This is a genomic window from Hymenobacter sp. APR13 (genome assembly GCF_000737515.1).
Classification (GTDB): domain Bacteria; phylum Bacteroidota; class Bacteroidia; order Cytophagales; family Hymenobacteraceae; genus Hymenobacter.
In genome coordinates this window covers 3,428,228-3,450,822 of record NZ_CP006587.1, presented here as the reverse complement: position 1 = coordinate 3,450,822, position 22,595 = coordinate 3,428,228, and the positions used below count along the sequence as shown (strand labels likewise).

Sequence of the window (22,595 nt, the reverse complement as noted above, 5' to 3'; positions counted from 1 at the left end):
ATCTGGTACCTGCTGCCACAGCCCACAAAAAAAGCCAGCCCTTAAGCGGAGCTGGCTTTTGTATTGAAGTGCTTAATCAACTCAGATGAGCATGCGCATTGGGTCTTCGAGCAGGCTCTTGAGCGTCTGCAGGAAGGCGGCGCCGGTGGCCCCGTCCACCACGCGGTGGTCGCAGCTCAAGGTCACTTTCATGATGTTGCCGACAACCAGCTGACCATCCTTCACCACCGCGGTTTGCTTGATGCCACCCACGGCCAGGATGCAGGCATCCGGCGGGTTGATGATAGCCGTGAACTCGTCGATGCCGAACATGCCCAGGTTGGAGATGGTAAAGGTGCTTCCCTCCCACTCGGCGGGCTGCAGCTTCTTGCTCTTGGCTTTGCCGGCCAACTCCTTCACCTCGGTGGCGATGGTGGAGAGGCCTTTGCCGTCGGCGTTGCGCACCACGGGTACCAGCAGGCCTTCGTCCACGGCCACGGCCACCCCGATGTTCACCACCTTGTTCTGGCGGATCTTGTCGCCGAGCCACGAGGAGTTGACGGCCGGGTGCTGTTTGAGCGCCACGGCGGCAGCTTTGATTACGAGGTCGTTGAAGCTGAGCTTCACCGGCGAGAGAGTGTTGAGCTGCGTGCGCACCTCCATGGCCCGGTCCATCAGGATTTCCATGGTCAGGTAGAAGTGCGGGGCCGTGAACAGGCTTTCGGAGAGGCGGCGGGCAATCACCTTGCGCATCTGCGATACCGGCGTGTCGGTGTATGTGCCGTCGACGGGCTGGGCGGCCGGAGCCGGTGCAGCTTCTGCCTTGGGGGCTTCGGCCTTTGGCGCTTCGGCAGCCACTGGCGCAGCGGCTGGGGCAGGTGCAGCAGCCGGCTGCGCAGCCGGAGCTGGTGCGGGTGCAGGCTGGGCGTTTTCCAGGTCGCGCGACACGATACGGCCGTTTTCACCGGAGCCTTTCACACCGTTCAGGTCGATGCCTTTCTCGCGGGCAATGCTCTTGGCCAGCGGCGAGGCCAGAATGCGGGTGCCAGCCGGAGCCGGAGCTACTGCCGTAACGGCAGCGGCAGGCGCAGCAACTGCTGGCGCAGCGGGAGCCGGGGCAGGTGTGGCTGCCGGAGCTGGCTCAGGAGCCGAAGCAGCTTCGGAGGCTGGCGCGGGAGTAGCAGGGGCCGCGCTACCGCCGCTCTGGCCGCCCAGCAAGGCTTCCACGTCAGCACCTTCCTCGCCGATGATGGCCAGGATGCCGTCTACCGCTACCGATTCGCCGTCTTTTGGGCCAATGTAGAGCAGGGTACCGTCCTCGTAGTTTTCCAGCTCCATGGTCGCCTTGTCGGTTTCCACTTCGGCCAGCACGTCGCCGGACTTCACTTTGTCGCCTATTTTCTTGAGCCAGGAGGCAATGGTGCCTTCGGTCATCGTGTCGCTCATCTTGGGCATCCGGATGACCGTGGCTTTCTTGCCATTGCTAGCTGGAGCCGCCGCCGGAGCCGGGGCCGCGAGGGCCGGGGCTTCTGCTTTGGGCGCCTCGGGCGCCGGAGCGGCCGGGGCCGCGGCTGGAGCTGGGGCGGCTTCTGGTGCGGGTGCTGCCTCAGGAGCCGGCGCGGCCGCTGGTGCGGCACCACCGAGCAGAGCCGAAATATCTTCGCCTTCTTTCCCAACAATGGCCAGCAGCCCGTCTACGGGTACGGCCTCGCCAGCCTGCGGGCCAATGTGGAGCAGGGTACCGTCTTCGTAGTTTTCCAGCTCCATCGTGGCCTTGTCGGTTTCGACTTCCGCCAGAATGTCTCCGGATTTCACTTTATCGCCTACTTTTTTGAGCCACGAAGCAATGACCCCTTCGGTCATCGTGTCGCTCATTTTGGGCATTTTTATGATTTCGGCCATCTGCGTCTACTGTTGAATTGAATGGGTCAAAATTAGCCCGAAAATCCGGGGGTGCAAACGAAAGTCTCGCCTAAGCGCGCACCCAGCCGGCAGCGAATTTTCGCCTGCAGCCATTCAAAAAGCCTCTCCCGCAGACTATGCTCTACGGTCCGGCGGCGCCCTGAAGGCAGCTCTGCGGATTCTGAGCTGAGCGGGCTGCGGTGGCGACTGGCTTTCCCTTCTCCCCTTTCCTTCCAGACAGCCCGGCTAACCCAGGTTGCGCATAAGGCCCCGGTCCAGCGGCTCTTTCAGCCGTCGGGCCGGGGCGGGATGCATGAGGCAGGGGTGGCGGGCAAAACGGGTCCGGTGCGCTTTCACCGACCGGCCCGACGGGTGCAAGAGCCGCCGGACCGGAGCCCGGGTTTGCTACCTGCCACCTGCCGCCGCTTACAGCTCCCGCACCCAGATGTTGCGGAAGCTGATTGGCTCACTCGGGTCGCCGTGCGACTGGAGCTTGATGGGCGACGGGCCGTGCTGCTGGTAGCTGGGCGGGCCGATGTACACGGTGGCGCCTTTCAGCTCGGTGTTATTCTGCACCAGCACGCCATTGAAGAGTACCGTTACGCGGGCGGGTGTTTGCAGGGTGCCGTCGGGTTTGAAGGTGGGCGCGGTCCATAGTACATCGTACGACTGCCATTGGCCGGGCTTCTGGGTGGGGTTGGCCAGCGGGATGAACTGCTTGTAGATGCTGCCGGCCATGCCGTTCACGTACGTTTCGTTCTGGTAGGAGTCCAGAATCTGCAGTTCGTAGCCCAGGTCGCCTTTGCCCAGCGAGGCCAGAAACAGGCCGCTGTTGCCGCGCACCTGGCCCTTGCCGCTGATGGTAGCGGGCACTCGCCACTCCAGATGCAGCTGGTAGTTGGTGAATTTCTGCTTGGTTTCGATGTTGCCCGTCTTCTTGTCCACGGTCAGCAGCCCGTCGGCCACCTTCCAGCCCGCCGGCTTGGTGCGGTCCTCCACCGATACCCACTGCGTCAGGTCGCGGCCGTTGAAGAGCACCAACGCATCGGAGGGCGGCGCGGTGAACACGCCGGTAGCCGTTACCACCTTCGGCACCGGTTTCCAGACTTCGGTTTCCTCGGGTTTGCCTTGCGGCTGGTTCTGGGCCACGGCAGACAGGCTGATGAGTAAAGTAGGAAGGAGGAAGGCAGTTTTCATGGGCAGGAAGAGGGTGAGAAGCAGGTGGAAATAAAGAACGTCATGCTGATCTTGCCGAAGCATCTCTACCGCTTCGTTGGTCGACTGTAGAGACGCGACACTTCGCGTCTCCTCGTTGCTGACGATGGGGCGGCCGATTCGTTCTGGCGGGAGACGCGAAGTGTCGCGTCTCTACATCGTTTAATGAGGTTAGCCAGCGGCAGAGGTGCTTCGGCACCTGGCTTGATGCGCCACATGCTCAGCATGAAAGGATTACGTTGACAAAGTCAGCACGCAAGATTCCTCGCGCTGCTCGGAATGACGTTCTGATGGGTCCGGCGCTACACGTCACACAGCCGCACTGCCTCGCGCAACGACTTCAGCCCGTCGGCCTGGCGGGGCATGAACTCCTGGGCCACGTAGCCCTGGAAACCGGTGGCCTGGATGGCGCGCATGATGGCGGGGTAGTTCAGTTCCTGGGTGTCGTCGAGCTCGTGGCGGCCGGGCACGCCGGCGGTGTGGTAGTGGGCAATGTAGCGGTGGTGGGCGGTGAGGGTGCGGATGACGTCGCCCTCGTTGATTTGCATGTGGTAGATGTCGTAGAGCAGCTTGAAGTGCTCGGAATTCAGGCGTTTGGCCAGCTCCACGCCCCAGGCGGTCCGGTCGCACTGGTAGTCGGGGTGGTCGATTTTGCTGTTGAGCAGCTCCATCACCAGCACCACTTTATGCTTGGCGGCCAAGGGCAGCAGCGGCTTGAGGCCCTCTACGCAGTTGGCGAGGCCGGCCTCGTCGGAGAGGCCGCGGCGGCTGCCGCTGAAGCAGATGAGGTTGGTGTAGCCGGCCTGTGCCACCTGCGGAATCATGGCGGCGTAGCGCTGCCGCAGCTGAGCGTGAAATTTGGGGTCGTTGAAACCGTCGGTAAGGTTGATTTCCGCGCCGTTGCACATCGGCGAGTCGAGGCCGTATTTTTTGAGCGTGGGCCACTCAGCGGGGCCCACTAGGTCGATGCCCCGGAGGCCCATTTCCTTGGCGGCCGCGCACAACTCGTCCAGCGGCATCTTGCCGAAGCACCAGCGGCACACCGATTGTTTCAGGTTATTCTTCAAGGGCACGGAAGCGGTTTTCTGGTCCTCGGCCCCGCACGCCGCCGAAACGCCCAGCGTACCCACGGCTGCCGTGCCGGTAATCAGGCCCTTCAGGGCGGCCCGTCGGTTCCAGGTGGCCATGGCTACACGGCTTGGGTGAGTGGGGTGGCCGGGTCGTGCAGGGTATCGGTGGCGGCGGTGGTCTGCGGCTGGGGCTGGTCGCGGAAGAAGGCCAGGAAGGCCAGCAGCACCACTACCGCAATGCCGGCCGGAATCAGCCAGATCATGCGCCAGTCGTGGGTGGTGGGCGTGGTCTGGTAGGCATCGAAGATGCGGCCCGAGAGCAGCGTGCCGATAAGCATACCCACGCCGTAAGTGGCCAGGGTGATGAAGCCCTGGGCCGAGCTTTTGAACCGTTCCCCGGCCAGGTTGTCGGTGTAGATCTGGCCCGTCACGAAGAAGAAGTCGTAGCAGACGCCGTGCAGCACGATGCCCGCAATCAGCATCCAATAGTTGCCCAGGCCGTCGCCGTAGGCGAAAAACACGTAGCGCAGCACCCAGGCCGCCATACCAATGGCCAGCATCTTCTTCACGCCCAGCCGACTAAAAAACAGCGGAATAGCCAGCATAAACAGCAGCTCCGACACCTGCCCCAGGCTCTGCACCCCCGCCGCCGACTTCATCCCGACTTCGTTGAGAAACGGGTTGGTAAAGCCGTAGTAGAAGGCCAGCGGAATACAGATGGCAATGGAGGCCAGAAAGAAGATCAGGTACGAGCGGTTGCGCAACATCCCAATGGCTTCCAGTCCCAGCAGGTCGCCGAGGGAACTGGTCTGGTCTTTCTTGACGGGCGGCGTGGCCGGCAGCGTGAAGCTGAATACGCCTAGTAGGGCCGAAGCGCCGGCCGCCATCAGGAAGGTGCTTTGCAGGCTGTTGGTCTGCTCCCAGTTCAGCCAGCCGATGGTGAGGCCGGCCACAATCCAGCCCAGCGTGCCCAGCACCCGGATGGGCGCAAACTCCTTCTGTGGGTTTTGCATCTGCCGGAAGCTGATGGAGTTTACCAGTGCCAGCGTGGGCATGTACAGCACCATGTAGGTGAGGATGCTGGGGTAGAAGCTGCTGAAATCGGGCGCTACCGAGGCCCGCCACAGCAGCACCGCGCCGGCCAGGTGCAGCACGCCCAGAATCTTCTGGGCCGAGAAAAACCGGTCGGCAATGAGCCCGATGATGAACGGCGCCACAATGGCCCCGATGGACTGCGTCAGAAACGCCACCCCCACCTGCGTCCCCGACGCGCCGAGGTTGCGCAGCAGGTACGTGCCCAGCGTCACGAACCACGCGCCCCAGATGAAGAACTCCAGGAACATCATGATGGATAGCCGTATGCGGATGGAAGCAGTCATGGGCAGGCGGGGATTGGTGGGAAAGGAGTAAGTATAAGAACGTCATGCTGAGCGGAGCGAAGCATCTCGCGTGCTGACGTTGCAACGATTGCGCCTCACCCCCGACCCCTCCCCTTCAGAGAAGGGGAGCCAGACGACTGGTTAGGCGATGTAGAGACGCAATATTTTGCGTCTCCTCGTTGCTGACGTTGTTGCGGCTGGTGCCGGAACCGGTTGTTCAACGCCGAGACGCTGATGTTGCTGTTGCTGGTACTGGAGACAGTCGTTCAACGATGAGACGCAAAATATTGCGTCTCTACAACCGTTCGTGGCCGGCGGTAGGGATGCTTCGGCAGGCTCAGCATGACCGTTCACCTCAACCGCCGCCTGCCCGGCTACTTCAGCGCCAGAATGTAGCGGGTCATTTCCTCGGCGTCTTTCTGGGAGAGGGTGGGGTGGGGTGTCATCGGGATTTCGCCCCAGTTGCCTTTGCCGCCGGTGATGATCTTCTTGGCCAGCATCGTCACGTTGGCAGCGGTGTTGGGGTATTTGGCGGCAATTTCCCGGTAGCCGGGGCCGATCAGCTTCTCGTTTTCGCGGTGGCAGCTGGCGCAGTCGGAGCCTTCCATCAGCTTGGCTCCCACGGCCACCGCGCCGCCGGTCGGGGCCGTGCCGATTTTGGTGACGCTGGTATCTACCTGGGGCTGGCGGGCCACGGCACTGAGGTTGGCGGTGGTGGTGCTGTCCTGAGCGGGAGCCGATTCGTCGGCCAGGGTGTATTCCTCTTTGGCTTTGGTGGAAGCGGTGTTATCGGAGCCGCAGGCCAGCAGCAGGGGCCCGCAGGCGAGCAATAAAAAAGCCTTTTTCATGGAAAGGAAGCGTTAGATACCGAGAAGCTGGTGGTTGAGGGATTGGTCGATGCCGGAGGCGGCGAAATCGTCGAAGGCCTTGTCGGTGACGCGGATCAGGTGGTTCTGGATGAAGGGCGCGCCTTCGCGGGCGCCGTCTTCGGGGTGCTTGAGGGCGCACTCCCACTCCAGCACCGCCCAGCCGGGGTAGTCGTACTGGGTGAGCTTGCTGAAAATGGCCTTGAAATCCACCTGCCCGTCGCCGAGGGAGCGGAAACGGCCGGCGCGGTCGGTCCAGCTCTGGTAGCCGCCGTAGGCGCCCTGCCGCCCATTGGGCCGGAACTCGGCATCCTTGACGTGAAACGCCCGAATCCGCTCGTGGTAGATGTCGATGTACTCCAAATAATCGAGGCACTGCAGCACGAAGTGCGAGGGGTCGTAGAGCAAACAGGCGCGCGGGTGCTGGTGTACTTCGGCCAGAAACCGCTCGTAGCTGATGCCGTCGTGTAGGTCTTCGCCGGCGTGCACCTCGTAGCACACGTCCACCCCGCACGCGTCAAACGCATCCAGAATCGGCCGCCAGCGCCGGCCCAGCTCGGCAAAACCATCCTCCACCAGCCCGGCCGGCCGCTGGGGCCAGGGGTACAGGTAGGGCCAGAGCAGCGCCCCGCTGAAGGTGGCGTGGGCCGTGAGCCCCAGCCGCTGCGAGGCTTGGGCGGCGTACTTCAGCTGTTGCACCGCCCACTGCTGCCGGGCCTTCGGGTTGCCGCGCACGGCTTCCGGCGCGAAGCCGTCAAACAGGGCATCGTACACGGGGTTCACGGCCACCAGCTGCCCCTGCAGGTGCGTGGAGAGCTCCGTGATTTCCAGCCCCGCCGCCTGCACCCGGCCCTTCAACTCGTCGGCGTAGGTCTGGCTTTCGGCGGCCAGCTGCAGGTCGATGATGCGCGGGTCGGTGGTGGGGAGCTGCACGCCCTTGTAGCCCAGCCCGGCCGCCCAGGCGCAGATGCTGTCCAGGTTGTTGAATGGGGCCTGGTCGCTGAGGAACTGCGCCAGAAAGATGCCGGGGCCTTTGATGGTGTTCATGTTTTAGAGCTTAGAACGTAGAGCCTAGAGCTTAGAACGTAGAGTGCAGGTGAACTGAGTCTAAGCTCTACGTTCTCTGTTCTAAGCTCTCAATAGCCGGGAAGTCCGTCCACTTCTGCGTGGAGCGGCCCGAGGCAATGACGGTTTCGATGAAAGCCATGCCGCGCAGCCCGTCCCGGATGCCGGGGTAGTCGGCGGCTTCGGGCGGGGCGGGCGGGCCGCCCAGGTCGGCGCGCAGGGTGAGGGCGAAGTTGCGGTAGAGGTTGGCAAAGGCTTCGAGGTAACCCTCGGGGTGGCCGGGCGGGATGCGGCTGTTGTGGCGGGCGGCGGCGCAGAGGTAGCCCGCGCCCGTGCGACGCACTTCGGTGGGCCGGTCGGGCCACTTCACCAGCAGGGTGTTGGCGTCGGCCTGCTGCCATTCCAGGCCGCCTTTTTCGCCGTAGATGCGCAGGCGCAGGTTGTTTTCCTCGCCGGCCGCCACCTGGGTGGCTACCAGCACACCGCTGGCTCCGCCGGTAAACTGCAGCAGCACGGCCCCGTCGTCGTCGAGCTGGCGGCCGGGCACCACGGTGTGGATGTCGGCGCAGAGCTGGCTCACTTCCAGCCCGCTCACGTACTCGGCCAGGTTGAAGGCGTGGGTGCCGATGTCGCCCATGGCCCCGGCCACGCCGCTGCGGGCAGGGTCGGTGCGCCAAGCGGCCTGCTTGTTGTCGGCGTTGCCCTCCTCGAAGCTGCTAAGCCAGCCCTGTGGGTACTCCACGTACACCTTGCGCACGGTGCCCAAAGCCCCCGATGCTACCAGGTGGCGGGCTTCCTTGAGCATGGGGTAGCCGGTGTAGGTGTGCGTGAGGCAGAGCCGGCGGCCGGTGGCCTGCACCACGGCGGCCAGCTCCCGGGCCTCGGCCAGGGAAAACGTCATGGGCTTATCCAGCACCACATCGAAGCCCAGCTCCAAAGCCATTTTGGCGGGCGCGAAGTGCAGGTGATTGGGCGTCACGATGCTGACAACCTGCACCCGCTCCGCAGCCGGCCGCTGCGCCTCCTGCTCCAGCAGCTGCTGGTATGAATCATAGACCCGCCCGGCATCCAGGCCCAGTTCCTGGCCGGTGGCGCGGGAGGTAGCCGGGTTGCTGCTGAAGGCCCCGGCCGTCAGCTCATACAGCCCGTCCAGCGCCGCCGCCATGCGGTGCACCGCCCCAATAAAGGAGCCCTGCCCCCCGCCAATCATGCCCAAGCGTAATTTCATACAGTGATTATGTAGTTGGATTGATAGGCTGTCATGCTGAGCTTGCCGAAGCATCTCTACCGCTTCGTTGTAATAGCATTCATTAGTCAGAGGTAGAGATGCTTCGACTTCGCTCCGCTGCGCTCAGCATGACGTTCTGGGAAACAGAATTACGTCGTAGCCCAGGCCCGGTCGCCTTTTTTGTAGGGCACGTTGCCGTCGTATTTGCCGGGTACGGGGAGGTAGCGCAGGCCTTTGGTGGCGCCGGGTTCGGAGGTGAAGAAGCCCAGCAGTGTCAGCTCCTTCACCATGCGGAAGTAGTGGTTGGGCTGCTCCGGGGTCTTGGCTTTTTCGTACTGCTTCATTTCCTTGTCGAGGGCGGTGAGCAGGGTGGTGCGCTGCGCGGCATCCAGGGCCAGAAAGTCCTTGCCGCCGCTTTTCTTGGCCGCATCCTCCAGCTTGGTGAGGCCGTCGAGGAAGATTTTCTGCTCTTCCGGCTTGTAACAGTCGCGCACCATCACGGCCATGAAGCCGCCCACGTTGGCCTCCTTGGCCCCCGGGGTTTTGGTGGCCGGCAGGATGGTTTCGCCTACTTCATTAAGCAGGTTAATTTGCTGGGCGTTCAGCACCTCGGCCAGCTTTTCGGGCTTGGCCGGGGCGGTTTTAACTTTGGTAGCGGCCTTCTTGTCGGTGTCGGCGGTGCAGCCGGACAGGAAGTAGTCGGCCCCGATGAGCGTGCCGCCCATGAGGAGGGCTACGCGGGCTACGGCGTCTCTTCTGTTCATGATGGGCGGGGTTAGACGTTCTGTTTTTTCAGCTCGCTCACGGCGTGGTCCACGGCGCGGGCGGTGAGGGCCAGGTAGGTGAGCGACGGATTCTGGCAGGCCGCCGAGGTCATGGCCGCGCCATCGGTTACGTACACGTTGGGGGCGTCCCACACCTGGTTGTACTGGTTGAGTACCGACGTTTTCGGGTCGCGGCCCATGCGGGCGGTGCCCATCTCGTGGATGCCGCCGCCCAGCGTGTAGCCGTTGTTGTAGGTCTTTACGTTTTTCACGCCGGCCTTTTCCAGCATTTCCTGGGCGTCCGCCATCATGTCGATGCGCATTTTCTGCTCGTTGTCGCGGATGCTGGCGTCCATCACCAGCACCGGCAGGCCCCACTTGTCTTTCTGGGTTTTGGAGAGCGAAATCTGGTTGTCGTGGTAGGGCAGGGTTTCGCCGAAGCCCATGATGCCCATCGTCCAGTCGCCGGGCTCGGTCAGCGCGTCCTTGAAGTCGCCGCCGATGTTCATCTCGGCAATTTCGCGGCCCCAGCCCTCGCGGCCGGCCCCGCCCTGGTAGCCGAAGCCCCGGATGTAGTCGCGCTTGTCGCCGAACAAGTTGCGGTAGCGGGGCACGTAAATGCCGTTGGCGCGACGGCCGTACACGTATTTGTCTTCGTAGCCGGGCATTTCGCCGGAGGCCCCGGCCCGGAAGTGGTGGTCCATCACGTTGTGGCCCAGCTCGCCGCTGCTGCTGCCCAGGCCGCCGGGCCACACGTCGGTGGCCGAGTTCATCAGCACCCAGGCCGAGTTCAGGGCCGAGGCGTTCAGGAAGATGATTTTGGCGAAATACTCGTAGGTCTGGTTGGTTTCGGCGTCCAGGATTTCCACGCCCTTGGCCCGCTTGGTGTCCTTGTCGTAGAGAATGCGCGTGACGATGGAAAACGGCCGCAACGTGAGGTTGCCGGTCGCCACCGCCGCCGGCAGCGTGGCCGACTGCGTGCTGAAATACGCCCCAAACGGGCAGCCCAGCCAGCACTTGTTGCGGTACTGGCAGCTCACGCGGTTATTGTGGTTCTGGGTGATGTTGGCCGTGCGGCCGATGATCATGCGGCGGTGCTCGTAGTGCTTTTTGAGGCGGGCCGCCACGTCCTTCTCCACGATGTTCATCTCCATGGGCGGCATAAAGTCGCCGTCGGGCAGCTGGGGCAGATTCTCGCGCGAGCCGCTGATGCCGGCAAACTTCTCGGCGTGGCTGTACCACGGGGCCAGATCCTTGTAGCGGATGGGCCAGTCCACGGCAATGCCGTCCTTGGCATTGGCCTCGAAATCGTAGTCGCTCAGGCGGTATGACTGCCGGCCCCACATCAGGGAGCGGCCGCCCACGTGGTAGCCCCGGAACCAGTCGAAGGGCTTGGCCTCCACGTAGGGGCTTTCCTTCTCGTTTACCCAGTAATCCAGGTTGCTTTCGTTGAGCGTATAGTCGCGGCTCAGGACCGGGTGGTCCTTGATCATTTGCTGTGTTTTGCCGCCCCGGTGCTCATACTCCCACGGGTTCTTGTTGGCATTCACGTAATCCTTGATGTGCTCAATGTTGCGCCCCCGCTCCAGCATGAGGGTTTTTAGTCCCTTTTCGGTCAGCTCCTTGGCCGCCATGCCGCCCGAAATGCCGGACCCAATGACGATGGCGTCATACGTGTTCTTTTCCATAGAATGTGGTGGGATGAGGGTAGGCGGTTGAAGGCAGAGTATTTACCAGAACGTCATTCCGAGCGGAGCCGAGGAATCTCGCTAGCGGGTAATCAAATTACTTTGGCAACGTCAGCACGCGAGATGCTTCGCCCCGCTCAGCATGACGTTCTTTTGGTGGCTACACCAAGCTGCGCTTGATGTAGCTGATGCTTTGCTGGATGCTGTCGAAGGGCGAGCCGGGGGTTTGGTCCTGCTCCACGAAGAAGTGCTGGAGGCCCGCCGTTTTGGCCTGGGCGAAGATGCGCTTGAAGTCAATGGAGCCGTTGCCGACTTCCGTGAAGCTGTGCGGCGGCGTTTTGGCCATGTCCTTCACGTGCCAGAGCGGGAAGCGGCCGGGGTTCTTGCTGAACAGCGCCACCGGGTCGTGGCCGGCTTTGGTGGCCCAGTACAGGTCCAGCTCCATTTTCACCAGGTTCTTATCGGTGGTGAGCAGCACGTCGTAGGGCAGCTTGCCATCCTGGGCCACAAACTCGAAGTCGTGGTTGTGGTAGCAGAGCTGGATGCCGGCTTTTTTGCACCGCTCCCCGGCCTTGTTCAGACGCTCGGCCAGCAGCTTGTAGTGGTCGAGGCTGCCGCGCTCCGACTCGGTGAGCCAGGCGCACACCATGTACTTGATGCCCACCTGGGCCGCGTCGTCCACGGCTTTGTCCCAGCCGTGCAGGATGGTGCCGGCCGTGGGCTGGCCGTTGTTCTGCTGCTCGCCCAGCAGGTAATGGCTGCTGGGCATCCGCAGGCCGGCTTTTTTGAGCGCTTGGGCAAAAGCCGCCGGTGTCATGTCGTAGAACTTGAGGCTGCCCGTGTAGGTGGCGCCTTCCACGGTGGTGTAGCCCATTTTGGCCACCTGCGCCAGCGTGCCCACCGGGTCTTTCAGCATGGCATCGCGCAGGGTGTACAGCTGCAGGCCGATATCGGTCTGGCCCTTAGCCAGCAAAGCGGGGGAAGCCAGTACGCCGGCGGAGAGCACGGAAGCGGACTTTACAAAAGCACGTCTGGATAGCATAACAGCAGGAATGGGGAGGGAGACAGAACTGCGTTTGTCCGGGTGGCAACTGCTCCAGCATTCAGGACGGCAGAAAGCAACAGCTCCAAGGAGCCTTCCGGACTTCACTACTTGCGTTCAGACAGCGCACGCGCTGCCTATTGCTTGGTGCGAGTAAGTTACAAGTTGTTATTACTAAACAAAATGCAGCCCGCCTGCCAATTGTCCCTGCCAGCTGCCCTTGCTGCGTATAGTCGCCTTACGCGCATATTTCATAGGATAATGAACAGGCATAATTTTTCTTGGAAAACTGTGATAATCTCCCCCCTCAGCCGAACCCAATCCCTATATTCAATAATGTAACTATTGCCGGTTTCACCCATTCCGGCCCCTCTCCTACTGCCCGGGCTCCTGCAGGTGCGCCACGTCCAGGAAGCTGCGCACCGTGAACATGGAACCGGAATAGTGCAGCTGATATAGCCCTAAGTTGCGGTGGTCGAAGGCGTCCATATAGCGCAGCGGGTAATTGAGCAGTTGGCACAGCAGCACCCGCATGGCGCGGCCGTGCATGCACACCAGCACCGTTTCCTCGGCCGGCCGCGTCTTCAGCAGCTCGATAAACGGGCGCTGGCGGGCGGCTACTTCGTCGGGGCTTTCGCCGCCGGGCAGGCGGGCGGCGGTGTTGCCGGCCGTCCACTGGCGCAGCACACCATAGTATTCCTCGTCTTCCTCAGGCGAAATCAGGGTTCCTTCGCGGGTGCCCCAGCTGATTTCGTTGAGGGCTAGGTGCTGCTCGTGGGGCAGTTGCTGGTCGAGAAAGCCCTGCACCGACTGGTGAGTGCGGCGCAGCGCCGAGGTATACACCCGGTCAAAGGGCAGGTGCGCGTAGGCTGCGTGGAACCGCCCGGCCTGGTGGTGGCCGGTGGCGTTGAGGCTGGAGTCGATGCCGCTGCCCTGCACGATGCCGCGCACGTTGAAGTCGGTCTGCCCGTGCCGGATGAGGTATATTTTTTTGACGCTCACTTTCCCGCTAGCTTTGCTGTTATGGGGTCAAAAGTAGCTCTTTCAGCTCCCGGAATCTCTGACCTCGCGCCTTATTTCCCTGCATCTGATGTACCCCGAACACCTTTCAGCTGACCTGGCTCAACTCAACGCCTTATGCCGCAACACGCTGGGCGAGCAGCTGGGCATTGAAATTACCGCCGTGGGAGAGCGAAGCCTCACCGGCCGCATGCCCGTCGACCGCCGTACGCACCAGCCGATGGGCCTGCTGCACGGCGGCGCCTCCGTGGCGCTGGCCGAAACGCTGGGCAGCATCGGGGCGCAGCTGCAGGTAGACGTACGCAAGAAAGCCTGTGTGGGGCTGGAAATCAACGCCAACCACCTCAAAGGCGTGCATTCGGGCTACGTGGTGGGCCACGCCACGGCCCTGCACGTGGGCCGCAGCACGCAGGTGTGGGAAATCCGCATCACGCACGAAGAAACCGGCGTGCTGGTGTGCGTCAGCCGCATCACCATGGCCGTCATCGACCTGCCCGGCGGCCCCCAGAACCCGGCCGCGTGAGCAGCCTGCAGCGCCTGCCCTGGCACCCCGCCGACTTGGCCCCGTCCGCCCGCCAGCGGCAGCTGGTAGCGCTGGCCCTGAGCAGCGGCCGGCCCGTGGCGCTGTGGCGGCTGCCCGGCGCCACCCACGCCCGGCTCTGCCTGAGTTTGCGGGTGGAGGCCGCCTACGTGGGCTTGCCGCCGGCGCTGGAAGCCACGGCCCCGGCCGGCTTCGCCTTCTTCCCCTTCCAGGATTCCGACCACAACCCGCCGCTGTTTCTGCCAGCCGACCTGTTTTTTGATCTGGCCCGGCCTGACGAAATCCAGGTCAGCGCCACGGCAGCAGCGCGGCTGCCGGCCCTGAGGCAGCAATTTATGGCGCTGCCTGCTAAGGCTCCGCTGCCCTGGCACGTGAGCCCGCAGCCCGCCCCAGCCACCGCCTCACAGCCCGAGTATGAGGCGCTAGTGCAAACCGGCGTGGCGGCCATTGCCAGCGGGCAGGTGCAGAAAGTGGTGAGCAGCCGGGCCGTGCGGCGGGAGCTGCCCGCCGGGTTTGATGTGCTGGCAGCCTTCGAGGAGCTGCAGGCGCGCTACCCCAACGCCTTTGTGTCGGTGGTGAGTGCGCCGGGCGTGGGCACCTGGCTGGGCGCCACGCCCGAGGTGCTGGCCGAGGTAGGCGCCGACGGCGTATTCCGGACGATGGCCCTGGCCGGCACGCAGCCGCTGCTGCCCGGCCACCAACCCAGTGAGGCCATCTGGCGGCAGAAGGAAATCGAGGAGCAGGCCCTGGTAGCGCGCTACATCGTCAACTGCTTCAAGCAGTTGCGGCTGCGCGAGTACCAGGAAACCGGGCCGCGCACCGTGGCCGCCGGCGAGGTGCTGCACCTGCGCACCGACTTTGCCGTGGACTTGCGCAAGGTGCCCTTTGCCACGCTGGGCACCGATATGCTGCGGCTGCTGCACCCTACGTCGGCCGTGGGCGGTATGCCCCGGCAGGCGGCCCTCGACTTCATTGCCCGCCACGAAGGCTACGACCGGGCCTACTACAGCGGCTTCCTGGGCCCTGTAAACCTGCCCGACGCCGGCGTGGCCCGCCTCTACGTGAACCTGCGCTGCCTGCAGCTGCGGCCCACCGAGGCCATCCTCTACGCCGGCACCGGCCTCACCGTCGACTCCGACCCGGCCCGCGAGTGGCAGGAAACCGAACTGAAGCTGCGCACCGTAGGAGCTATTCTGAAGTAACGCCAGGTTCCGGCCTGATGAATCGTTGAACGTCTCGGCTCGTAAGCTGTTCAACGCACACCGTCCACCGACTCGCCAAGCTGGAGCTTGGCGCTACCGCCTATGCAAGCCGTCCATAATATTCCCGAAATCTGCGTGCAGCTGGGTATCACCGACGTGGTACTTTCGCCGGGCAGCCGATGCGCACCGCTCACCATTGCCTTTGCGCGCCACCCGGGCATTGCGGTACGCACGGTGCCCGACGAGCGGGCGGCGGCCTTTATTGCGCTGGGTTTGGCCCAGGCCCAGCGGCGGGCGGTGGCGCTGGTGTGCACCTCCGGCACGGCCGGCCTCAACTACGCGCCCGCCGTGGCCGAGGCCTACTTTCAGCAGATTCCGCTGGTGCTGTTCACGGCAGACCGGCCGCCGGAATGGATTGATCAGCTCGACGGCCAGACCATCCGGCAAACCGACCTGTACGGAGCCCACGCCAAAGGCTCGTTCACGTTTCCGGCCGACACCACGCACACCGACGCGCAGTGGCACGCCACGCGCATTGTGAGCGAGGCCGTCGGGCTGGCCGAGCAGTTTCCGGCCGGGCCAGTGCAGGTGAACGTGCCGCTGCGCGAGCCGTTCTACCCTAAGCAGGGCGAGGAGCTGCAGTTTGGTCCAGTGAAGGTGACGCGCGAGCTGCCCGGCCGGCCGCAGCTGCCCGCCGCCGTACTACAGGAGCTGCACGAAGCCATCCGCGGCACCAGCCGCGTGCTGGTGGTGGCCGGCCAGCACCCCGCCGATACGGAGCTGCTGCTGGCGCTGCAGCAGTTTGCGGCCATCCACCACGTGCCCGTCGTCGGCGACCTGATTGCCAACCTGCACCTGCCCGCCGCCGCCACCTACGACCAGCGCCTGCGCCCCCTCGGCCGCCAGGATGTATTCATGGCCGTGCCGGAGCCCGGCCTCAAGGAAGCCCTGAAGCCGGAGCTGCTCATCACCTTCGGCCAATCCTTGATTTCCAAAGCCCTCAAGCTCTACCTGCGCAACGCCAAACCCGCCCAGCACTGGCACATCCAGCCCGCCGGCCCTGTAGCCGACACGTTCCAGTCGCTGACCAAAGTGGTGCGCATGGAGCCGGTTGATTTCTTTGCGGCGCTGACCTCACCCCCCAGCCCCCTCTCCAAAAGCAGGGAGAAGTCAGATGTAGGATTCGTTGAATCGTCAGGCTCCCCCTCTCTTTTGGAGAGGGGGTCCGGGGGGTGAGGTCCCCGCCCAGGACGCCACCCGCGTAGCCCCGCGCCCGCAGCCGCTGGGCGAGCCGGTGCGGCTGAGCTGGCCCACGCCGGACGCCGACCCGGCCAAAGCCGCTTATCTCAAGCCCTGGCTGGCCGCCGAAAGCTGGGCGACCGGCTTCCTGCAGGATTTCATGCAGCAGCCCAACCAGCCGTTCAACGAATTCACGGCCATCTACCGCGCCCTGCAGCACCTCCCCGACCGCACGGCGCTGCACCTGGCCAACAGCATGGCCGTGCGCTACGCCAACATCCTGGGCGTGCCGGCTGGCCGCACCGTGGAAATCTTTGCCAACCGCGGCACCAGCGGCATCGACGGGTGCACCAGCACGGCCGTGGGCGCGGCCCTGGCCCAGCCCGGCCGCCCGGTGGTGCTGCTTACCGGCGACGTGGCCTTCTTCTATGACCGCAACGCCTTCTGGCACAACTACCCTACCCCTAACCTGCGCTTGGTGCTGCTCAACAACCACGCGGGCGGCATTTTCCGGCTCATCGAGGGGCCCCGCCAGCAGCCCGAGCTGGAGGAGTTCTTCGAGACGCGGCAGCCGCTGCGCGCCGAGAATACGGCCCGGGATTTTGGGCTGCACTACCAGGCCGTTTCCACTTTTGCTGAACTAGAGTCGGCGCTACCGGTTTTCTTTGCAGCCGAAACCGGCGCGGCGCTGCTGGAAATCACCACCGACAGCGCCACCAACGCCGAATTCTTTGAACACTACCGGGCCCTGGTCCGCACTTCTTTTTCACACTAGCACACCGCGCCCTCTGCGAAACCTCTGCGCCCTCTGCGGGCTAAAGACGTACCAACGACGTAGCCCGCAGAGGGCGCAGGGATTTCGCAGAGGGCGCAGAAACCAGTTCATTCTATGTCAGAGCAACTCACTTGGACTCCGATTAAGGAGTTCCGCGAAATCCTCTTCACCCAGCACGGAGGCATCGCCAAAATCAGCATCAACCGCCCGCAGGTGCACAACGCCTTCACACCCCTCACGGTGCAGGAGATGATTGAGGCCATGCGCATCTGCCAGGACCGCATCGACATCGGCGTGATCATCCTGACGGGTGAGGGCGGCAAGGCCTTCTGCTCGGGCGGCGACCAGAGCGTACGCGGCCACGGCGGCTACGTGGGCGAGGACACCGTGCCCCGCCTGAACGTGCTGGAGCTCCAGAAAATCATCCGCTCCATCCCGAAGCCGGTAGTGGCTATGGTGGCCGGCTGGGCCATCGGGGGGGGGCACGTGCTGCACGTGGTCTGCGACCTGAGCATTGCCGCCGAAAACGCCCGTTTCGGCCAGACCGGCCCGAACGTGGGCTCGTTCGATGGTGGCTTCGGGGCCTCCTACCTCGCCCGCGTGGTGGGCCAGAAGAAGGCCCGCGAAATCTGGTTCCTCTGCGACCAGTACGACGCCCAGGAAGCCCTCGACATGGGCCTCGTAAACAAAGTGGTGCCGCTGGACAAGCTGGAGGAAACCACCGTGGCCTGGTGCCACAAGATCCTGCAGAAAAGCCCGCTGGCGCTGCGCATGCTCAAATCCAGCTTCAACGCCGAGCTTGATGGCCAGGCCGGCATTCAGGAGCTGGCCGGCAACGCCACGCTGCTCTACTACCTCTCCGAGGAAGCCAAGGAAGGCCGCAACGCCTTCATCGAGAAGCGCCAGCCTGACTTCTCGAAGTATCCGAAGTTTCCGTAACGCCGGATACCGGCCACCATTCAACGGCAACTGCCCGCCCGAATCCGGGCGGGCAGTTTTCTTTTCGTATTTTTCTGACTGCGGCCCTTCTCCAGGCGCTTTCTTCAGTTGAACCGGCATTCTATGAAACCCTTCCTGACCTCTCTGCTGCTGGCTTTCGCCATCACCTCTGCCGCCTACGCCCAGGCCCCAGCCGCCGCTATGGCCACGCCCGACAAAACCAAGGAGGTGCTGCTGGTTGACGCCTCCTGCGGGCAGTGCCGCCTGGGCCTGAAGGGCAAGGACTGCGACCTGGCCATCCGGCTGAACGGCAAGGCCTATTTCGTGGACGGCACCACCATCGACTCGCACGGCGACGCCCACGCCAACAACGGCTTCTGCAACACCGTGCGCAAGGCCGAAGTGCAGGGCGAAATCGTGGACAACCGGTTTAAGGCAACGTACTTCAGGGTGCTGCCTGAGCCGGCTAAGGCCAAGTAGCTTGCAGCCGTTGCCCCCGATTGGGTGGCAGCTGCAGTATTTTCCAGAAAGCGTCACCCAACTGGGTGGCGCTTTCTGTATTATGGCACCCGGAGCGTTCTGCCAATGGCACTGGCGACTTGTATCTTTTACAGAAACATAATTTTGGCAGACAGCCAAAATTCCCGCATAAAAGTTTGCCTTAGAGCCCACTATCCCTACCTTATTCTCACCAAAGCTCCACCAACTAACTCTCTTTGGTTATATTTTATGAGGAAACACCTACTCTTCTGGGGCGCCATGCTATGCCTGATGCCCTTGGCGGAAGCCCAGACGGCAGCGCGCCAGGCTATCATCGCCGAAACGCCTTATGCCGCGTATTTTGCGGAGGCTTACCGGCAGTATCCGGCAGTGCCACGTGGCATGTTGGAAGCCGTATCTTTCACCCAGACCCACATCCGGCACATAGCGGCGCAGGAGCCGGAAAGCTGCACGGGTATGCCGCTGCCATCGGGCGTGATGGGACTGTTTGCGAACGGGAAAGGCGTATTTCGCGAAAACCTGCGGCTGGTGGCCCGGCTGGCGCACGTCAGCGAAACCCTGATTCAGCAAGACCCGCGCGCCAACATTCTGGCCTACGCGGCAGCCTACGCCCAGCTTGCCAACGCCCGCCAGCTTAAGCCCACCGAACCAGCCCGGCATCTGCCTGTGCTGCTGGAGCTGAGTGAACTGCCCCTTGGCGAAGACGCCGTAAGTACTTTTGCTCTCGACTCGCACCTGTACAGCGTCCTGCGCTTTCTTGCGCAGCCCGACAACCAGCTGCGCTACCGGTTTCCGAATTATCAGCTGAATCTGCCGGCCATCTTCGGGGCTAATTATGAGGTACTGAGTGCTGGCACCACGCAGATTTCGGCGCAGGACGTGCAGGCAGAAGGACGAACCTTCAACCCTGGCACTTCCACCTACGCCGTGGCCGTCTCCACCGACTATGGCCCCGCTATTTCTGATTTCACCACTTGTAACTACAGCACGCGCAGCGGTACGGCTGCCACGCACTACGCCATCCATACGGTACAGGGCACGTACGCCGGCTGCATTTCCTGGTTTAAGAACTGTACGTCCAGCGTATCGGCGCACTACGTGGTGCGCTCTTCCGATGGGCAGGTGACGCAGATGGTGAGCGAGGCCAACAAAGCCTGGCACATCGGCTCCGAAAACCCCTACACCATTGGCACGGAGCACGAAGGCTACGTAAACGACGCTTCTTGGTACACCACAGCCATGTACACCAGCTCGGCGGCACTGGCCCGCGACATTGTGGGCAGTGGCTACGGCATCAGCGGGTTGCGCACGTTTTACGGGGCAGCCACCACGGGCACATTCAGCACGGGGGCGTGCGTCAAAATCAAAGGCCACCAGCATTTCCCCAACCAGACTCACACTGACCCCGGCGTGAACTGGAACTGGGAGAGGTTCTATACGCTTGTCAACAATGCGCCTTCCGTCACGACCTTGTCGGCGGCTTCGGGTACCGTGTATGATGCGGGTGGCAGCACTGCCAACTACCCCAACGATGTGCGCCAATGCCAGCTTATTGCGCCGACCGGCGCTACCAGCGTGAAGCTCACGTTCAGCAGCTTCGACCTGGAAAGCACCTATGACCACCTGCTGGTATATAACGGGGCCAACAACCAGGCGCCGCTGCTAGGTAAGTTCAGCGGCACCGCCAGCCCGGGCACGCTCACCGGCACTTCGGGCAAGCTCTACCTGGAGCTGCGGTCTGACTGTGCCACCACCCGGCCGGGCTTCGCCGCCAGCTGGACTTCCACGGGTGGCAGCACCGCCGCCTGCCCCACCGACAGCTACGAAGCCAACGAAACCCTGACCGCTAGTAAGGCGGTAGGCGTGAACGTGAACAACACCGCCTACATCTGCCCGGCCACCGATGTGGACTGGTATCAGTTCACCAGCTCCGCCACCAACAACAACCTTAAAATTACGCTCGGTACGCTGCCAGCCGACTACGAGCTACAGCTCTACAATGCCGCCGGCACACTGCTGTATGCTTCTACTTCATCGGGCACCACAGCCGAAACCCTTGTTTATAACGGGGCACCAGCCGCTACTTACTACGTGAGAGTGTACGGCTACAACGGGGCTACCAGCAACACCACGGCCTATACGCTGCGGGTTTCCACGCAGCCGACTGCTTGGATGGCTCCCACGGCCCCGGCGGTGGTTAGCCGCCAGGCAGCAACTACCAAGCCGCAGGCCAGCATCACCAACCCGGTGGAAAACGGGGGCAGTGCCTGGCTAAGCGTGACAGACTACGACGGCCCGGCCGCCATGCAGTTGCGCAACACGCAGGGCCAGCCGTTAGGCCCGGCTTTCCGGACCAAGATACTGGGCGGACAGCCTGTGCGCTACCCCCTGCCCGCCGGCCTGCAATCAGGCGTTTATCTGGTAGCCGTGCAGCTTGGTTCCCGCACGGAATATTTGCGCCTGCTGGTGCAGTAAGCGGCCGTTTCTGGGTGACAGACGGCCCGACCTGCTTTGTGCGGGTCGGGCCGTTTTCGTTTCGGCTGGCTTGATGCTTTATGCCGGTGCCAGCCCGCAGGGCGCCACTGCCCATCTCCTGGCTTCTGAAGTTTGCTAACTTGAGAGCCTTCCCGCGGCGGTTTCAGCCGGTTATTCTCCTCTTCCCCACCTCCTATTTTCATTATTATGAGGCTCTATCTCGCCTTGGCGGTGCTGCTGGGCACCGGCCTAGCCGCTGGCAGCTTGGTGGAGCCAGGCAGTCGCCCCGCAGTAGTGACTCTCAAAAGCCGTCCGATCCTGACGGCTGCCGACCAGACGGAAACGTACCTGCCTTACCTCGCCAACAAGCGCGTGTGAATTCTGGCCAACCCAACCACCATTATCGGCCGCAGGCACCTCGTCGACAGCTTGGTAGCCCGAGGCATTGCCATCGTCAAGATCTTCGGGCCGGAACACGGCTTCCGGGGCAATGCCAGCAACGGCGCCAAAGTGGCCGACGAGAAAGACCCGGCCACCGGCATCGACATTATTTCGCTGTACGGCAAAAAGCGCAAGCCCTCGGCGCAGGACCTGGCCAGCGTGGACGTAATGGTGTTTGATATCCAGGATGTGGGCTGCCGCTTCTACACCTATATCAACGTGCTGCGCGACGTGATGGAAGCCTGCGCCGAAAACGACAAGGAGCTGCTGATTCTGGACCGGCCAAACCCCAACGGCTACCTCGTGGATGGACCCGTGCTGGACCTGCGCCTGAAGTCCGGCATCGGGCAGTTTCCGGTGCCGATTGCCCACGGCCTGACTGTCGGCGAGTTTGCCCGCATGATCAACGGGGAAAACTGGCTGGACGGCAAGCAGCAGTGCCGCCTGCGCGTGATTCCGGTGAAAAACTACCGGCACGAAATGGCTTACACGCTTCCCGTCAAGCCTTCGCCCAACCTGAACACCCAGCACAGCATTTTACTGTATCCGTCTACCTGCCTGTTTGAAGGCACAGCGCTCAACCACGGCCGCGGCACCTACTTTCCGTTTGCGCTCCTCGGCAGCCCAGCCCTTAAAAACAGCTTCACTTTCTCCTACACACCCGTCAGCCTGCCCGGCATGAGTGAGGCGCCGCTGTACATGAACGAGGTGTGCTACGGCCTGGATCTGCGCACGTATGACACCAACCAGCTGCGCAAGTCCGGCCGCATCAACCTCGACTGGATGCTGCAGCTCTACCAAGCCTACCCCGACAAAGCCCGGTTCTTCGACCGCACCCAGAGCAACCAGATTGGCAGCATTGATGGTCTGGCCGGCGACGCCAGTTTCAAACTGCAGGTTATGGCCGGAAAATCGGCCGCCGAAATCCGGGCGTCGTGGGAGCCGGCCCTGGCTCGCTACAAGGCCACGCGCAAAAAGTATCTGCTGTACCCCTAAAAAACCGCCGCAACCGTGGCCAGTGGGCAGGCGGCGCTAGAATATCGAGCCGTAGGCTTCGCAGCCGCTGCACCAGGCGAAGAAGTCGCGCAGGCGGGCGTCTTTGGCCTGCTGCTTGCGCCGGCGGCGGGCTTCGCGCAGGGCGCGGGCGCAGGTTTTGGTGGCGTTGAGGTAGTGGCGGAAGGTGATGAGGCGCCGGAACACCACGGTTTTGGCGCGGGCAAACGGGCTGACGGCGGCGGTATCCATGGGGTGAATGGTAAGGTGA

At 63.1% G+C, this 22,595-nt stretch carries 21 protein-coding genes; 9 read left to right on the top strand and 12 right to left on the bottom strand.

Annotated elements, in window-relative coordinates:
- Nucleotides 1-81: 81 nt before the first annotated feature.
- The 11 genes from N008_RS14425 to N008_RS14375 all read right to left on the bottom strand — a co-directional run bounded on the left by N008_RS14425 (nt 82) and on the right by N008_RS14375 (nt 13,200).
- Nucleotides 82-1,881 carry a pyruvate dehydrogenase complex dihydrolipoamide acetyltransferase gene (locus N008_RS14425; RefSeq protein ID WP_044016972.1) on the bottom strand — a complete coding sequence of 600 codons (1,800 nt, stop codon included), beginning with the start codon at nt 1,879-1,881 and terminating at the stop codon, nt 82-84.
- 426 nt (nt 1,882-2,307) lie between these two features.
- Nucleotides 2,308-3,078: a DUF1080 domain-containing protein gene (locus tag N008_RS14420; RefSeq protein WP_044016970.1), complete on the bottom strand. Its 771-nt coding sequence runs from the start codon at nt 3,076-3,078 to the stop codon at nt 2,308-2,310.
- A gap of 320 nt (nt 3,079-3,398) precedes the next feature.
- Entirely contained in the window at nt 3,399-4,283 is an 885-nt protein-coding gene (locus tag N008_RS14415) for a hydroxypyruvate isomerase family protein (RefSeq protein WP_044016968.1), read from the bottom strand.
- Between the two features lie 2 nt (nt 4,284-4,285).
- On the bottom strand, nt 4,286-5,545 hold the full coding sequence (locus tag N008_RS14410; RefSeq protein WP_044016966.1) for a nucleoside permease: 1,260 nt from the start codon (nt 5,543-5,545) through the stop codon (nt 4,286-4,288).
- Between the two features lie 374 nt (nt 5,546-5,919).
- Nucleotides 5,920-6,393, bottom strand: a complete 474-nt coding sequence (locus tag N008_RS14405; protein WP_044016964.1) for a c-type cytochrome — start codon at nt 6,391-6,393, stop codon at nt 5,920-5,922.
- 12 nt (nt 6,394-6,405) lie between these two features.
- The gene (locus N008_RS14400; RefSeq protein WP_044016962.1) at nt 6,406-7,458 is read right to left on the bottom strand and encodes a sugar phosphate isomerase/epimerase family protein; all 1,053 of its coding nucleotides are present in this window, start codon (nt 7,456-7,458) and stop codon (nt 6,406-6,408) included.
- A gap of 67 nt (nt 7,459-7,525) precedes the next feature.
- Nucleotides 7,526-8,704: a Gfo/Idh/MocA family protein gene (locus N008_RS14395; RefSeq protein WP_071884544.1), complete on the bottom strand. Its 1,179-nt coding sequence runs from the start codon at nt 8,702-8,704 to the stop codon at nt 7,526-7,528.
- Between the two features lie 149 nt (nt 8,705-8,853).
- Entirely contained in the window at nt 8,854-9,468 is a 615-nt protein-coding gene (locus N008_RS14390) for a gluconate 2-dehydrogenase subunit 3 family protein (protein WP_044016958.1), read from the bottom strand.
- Between the two features lie 11 nt (nt 9,469-9,479).
- Nucleotides 9,480-11,156 carry a GMC oxidoreductase gene (locus N008_RS14385; protein ID WP_044016956.1) on the bottom strand — a complete coding sequence of 559 codons (1,677 nt, stop codon included), beginning with the start codon at nt 11,154-11,156 and terminating at the stop codon, nt 9,480-9,482.
- A 160-nt stretch (nt 11,157-11,316) separates the two neighbouring features.
- Nucleotides 11,317-12,198, bottom strand: a complete 882-nt coding sequence (locus tag N008_RS14380) for a sugar phosphate isomerase/epimerase family protein (RefSeq protein WP_044016954.1) — start codon at nt 12,196-12,198, stop codon at nt 11,317-11,319.
- A 375-nt stretch (nt 12,199-12,573) separates the two neighbouring features.
- A complete protein-coding gene (locus N008_RS14375; protein ID WP_044016952.1) occupies nt 12,574-13,200 on the bottom strand; it encodes a histidine phosphatase family protein in 627 nt (208 codons plus the stop codon).
- 88 nt (nt 13,201-13,288) lie between these two features.
- On the opposite strand from N008_RS14375, the gene N008_RS14370 reads away from it, so the two are divergent.
- The 9 genes from N008_RS14370 (at nt 13,289) to N008_RS14335 (ending at nt 22,327) form a co-directional block, all read left to right on the top strand.
- Complete coding sequence (locus N008_RS14370) at nt 13,289-13,741, top strand: hotdog fold thioesterase (protein ID WP_044016950.1); 453 nt, start codon at nt 13,289-13,291, stop codon at nt 13,739-13,741.
- Nucleotides 13,738-14,961 (top strand): chorismate-binding protein, encoded by a 1,224-nt coding sequence (locus N008_RS14365; protein ID WP_231569718.1) that lies wholly within the window; start codon nt 13,738-13,740, stop codon nt 14,959-14,961. Before N008_RS14370 ends, N008_RS14365 begins: the two co-directional genes overlap by 4 nt.
- 102 nt (nt 14,962-15,063) lie before the next feature.
- A complete protein-coding gene (gene menD, locus N008_RS24165) occupies nt 15,064-16,197 on the top strand; it encodes a 2-succinyl-5-enolpyruvyl-6-hydroxy-3-cyclohexene-1-carboxylic-acid synthase (RefSeq protein WP_052381574.1) in 1,134 nt (377 codons plus the stop codon).
- Nucleotides 16,148-16,975 carry a thiamine pyrophosphate-dependent enzyme gene (locus N008_RS24160; RefSeq protein ID WP_316963291.1) on the top strand — a complete coding sequence of 276 codons (828 nt, stop codon included), beginning with the start codon at nt 16,148-16,150 and terminating at the stop codon, nt 16,973-16,975. Before menD ends, N008_RS24160 begins: the two co-directional genes overlap by 50 nt.
- 114 nt (nt 16,976-17,089) lie before the next feature.
- Complete coding sequence (menB, locus tag N008_RS14350) at nt 17,090-17,914, top strand: 1,4-dihydroxy-2-naphthoyl-CoA synthase (RefSeq protein WP_044016946.1); 825 nt, start codon at nt 17,090-17,092, stop codon at nt 17,912-17,914.
- A 123-nt stretch (nt 17,915-18,037) separates the two neighbouring features.
- On the top strand, nt 18,038-18,394 hold the full coding sequence (locus tag N008_RS14345) for a DUF6370 family protein (protein WP_044016944.1): 357 nt from the start codon (nt 18,038-18,040) through the stop codon (nt 18,392-18,394).
- Between the two features lie 249 nt (nt 18,395-18,643).
- The gene (locus N008_RS14340) at nt 18,644-20,890 is read left to right on the top strand and encodes an N-acetylmuramoyl-L-alanine amidase (protein WP_156109329.1); all 2,247 of its coding nucleotides are present in this window, start codon (nt 18,644-18,646) and stop codon (nt 20,888-20,890) included.
- 207 nt (nt 20,891-21,097) lie between these two features.
- Nucleotides 21,098-21,268, top strand: a complete 171-nt coding sequence (locus N008_RS24155) for a hypothetical protein (protein ID WP_316963290.1) — start codon at nt 21,098-21,100, stop codon at nt 21,266-21,268.
- Nucleotides 21,269-22,327 carry a DUF1343 domain-containing protein gene (locus tag N008_RS14335; RefSeq protein WP_316963313.1) on the top strand — a complete coding sequence of 353 codons (1,059 nt, stop codon included), beginning with the start codon at nt 21,269-21,271 and terminating at the stop codon, nt 22,325-22,327.
- Nucleotides 22,328-22,363: 36 nt separating this feature from the next.
- Here N008_RS14335 and N008_RS14330 read toward each other — a convergent pair whose 3' ends face one another.
- The gene (locus N008_RS14330) at nt 22,364-22,576 is read right to left on the bottom strand and encodes a hypothetical protein (protein ID WP_044016940.1); all 213 of its coding nucleotides are present in this window, start codon (nt 22,574-22,576) and stop codon (nt 22,364-22,366) included.
- Nucleotides 22,577-22,595 lie beyond the last annotated feature (19 nt).

Bases quoted from the DNA above. Each gene is read 5' to 3' on its own strand.
- N008_RS14395 (WP_071884544.1), bottom strand. From the start codon at position 8,704: ATGAAATTACGCTTGGGCATGATTGGCGGGGGGCAGGGCTCCTTTATT.
- menB (WP_044016946.1), top strand. From the start codon at position 17,090: ATGTCAGAGCAACTCACTTGGACTCCGATTAAGGAGTTCCGCGAAATC.
- N008_RS24155 (WP_316963290.1), top strand. From the start codon at position 21,098: ATGAGGCTCTATCTCGCCTTGGCGGTGCTGCTGGGCACCGGCCTAGCC.
- N008_RS14390 (WP_044016958.1), bottom strand. From the start codon at position 9,468: ATGAACAGAAGAGACGCCGTAGCCCGCGTAGCCCTCCTCATGGGCGGC.
- N008_RS14420 (WP_044016970.1), bottom strand. From the start codon at position 3,078: ATGAAAACTGCCTTCCTCCTTCCTACTTTACTCATCAGCCTGTCTGCC.
- menD (WP_052381574.1), top strand. From the start codon at position 15,064: ATGCAAGCCGTCCATAATATTCCCGAAATCTGCGTGCAGCTGGGTATC.
- N008_RS14410 (WP_044016966.1), bottom strand. From the start codon at position 5,545: ATGACTGCTTCCATCCGCATACGGCTATCCATCATGATGTTCCTGGAG.
- N008_RS14340 (WP_156109329.1), top strand. From the start codon at position 18,644: ATGAGGAAACACCTACTCTTCTGGGGCGCCATGCTATGCCTGATGCCC.
- N008_RS14400 (WP_044016962.1), bottom strand. From the start codon at position 7,458: ATGAACACCATCAAAGGCCCCGGCATCTTTCTGGCGCAGTTCCTCAGC.
- N008_RS14415 (WP_044016968.1), bottom strand. From the start codon at position 4,283: ATGGCCACCTGGAACCGACGGGCCGCCCTGAAGGGCCTGATTACCGGC.
- N008_RS14345 (WP_044016944.1), top strand. From the start codon at position 18,038: ATGAAACCCTTCCTGACCTCTCTGCTGCTGGCTTTCGCCATCACCTCT.
- N008_RS14425 (WP_044016972.1), bottom strand. From the start codon at position 1,881: ATGGCCGAAATCATAAAAATGCCCAAAATGAGCGACACGATGACCGAA.
- N008_RS14385 (WP_044016956.1), bottom strand. From the start codon at position 11,156: ATGGAAAAGAACACGTATGACGCCATCGTCATTGGGTCCGGCATTTCG.
- N008_RS14330 (WP_044016940.1), bottom strand. From the start codon at position 22,576: ATGGATACCGCCGCCGTCAGCCCGTTTGCCCGCGCCAAAACCGTGGTG.
- N008_RS14370 (WP_044016950.1), top strand. From the start codon at position 13,289: ATGTACCCCGAACACCTTTCAGCTGACCTGGCTCAACTCAACGCCTTA.
- N008_RS14405 (WP_044016964.1), bottom strand. From the start codon at position 6,393: ATGAAAAAGGCTTTTTTATTGCTCGCCTGCGGGCCCCTGCTGCTGGCC.
- N008_RS14380 (WP_044016954.1), bottom strand. From the start codon at position 12,198: ATGCTATCCAGACGTGCTTTTGTAAAGTCCGCTTCCGTGCTCTCCGCC.